Genomic DNA, 659 nt, shown 5'->3' with positions numbered 1-659 from the left:
GAAATGAGCAGGGAAAAGAATGGAATTCTTAATGAACACGATGGCAACCCGACCTGGGATAACCTCCGTGACCGTCTCCTGATATACGAGAAGATACTTGAGATTTCAGATGACGGCTTCCTAATCGTGGACAGGGACGGTATGATAATCGAGATGAACAAGGCCTACCTTGAATACCTTGGCCTTAAGAGGCAGAACGTTATCGGCAAGCACGTCACCGATGTTATACTCAACTCCAAGCTCGAAGAGATCACGAAGACAGGACGTGAGGATGTCAACGTGGTCCATAGGCTGGCATCAGGCCAGGCTCCCAGCAAGGATAAGTATGTCATTGTGACAAGGGCTCCGGTAAGTGACGGTGGAAATGTCATAGCTGCCGTCGGACAGATAAAGTTCACAAGGAATGCCCTGGACATAGCCGCAAAGCTAAAGGCTATGGATGATGAGGTGCAGTANNGCTATGTTGGGAGCAAATACTCATTCCAGTCCATGATCGGAGAAAGCGCACCGTTCAACGAATCCATACGAATCGCCAGAAAAGCCGCAAAGAGCGACATGAGCGTGCTGCTTACCGGTGAGACCGGAACAGGCAAGGAAGTTTTTGCAAATGCCATCCATTATGCGAGCGAAAGAAAGAACAGACCGATAATAAGGATCAA

1 protein-coding gene and 1 pseudogene are annotated in these 659 nt (G+C 48.7%); both read left to right on the top strand.

Annotated features, from left to right (window positions below):
- Nucleotides 1-3: 3 nt before the first annotated feature.
- Nucleotides 4-455, top strand: a pseudogene (locus T472_RS20610) (PAS domain-containing protein); the annotation flags it as partial.
- 2 nt (nt 456-457) lie between these two features.
- On the top strand, nt 458-659 hold a 202-nt coding region (locus T472_RS20105; RefSeq protein WP_207643955.1), incomplete at both ends, for a sigma 54-interacting transcriptional regulator.

Source organism: Youngiibacter fragilis 232.1 (assembly GCF_000495435.3).
GTDB classification, from domain to species: domain Bacteria; phylum Bacillota; class Clostridia; order Clostridiales; family Clostridiaceae; genus Youngiibacter; species Youngiibacter fragilis.
This window is presented reverse-complemented; position numbering and strand designations above follow the sequence as displayed.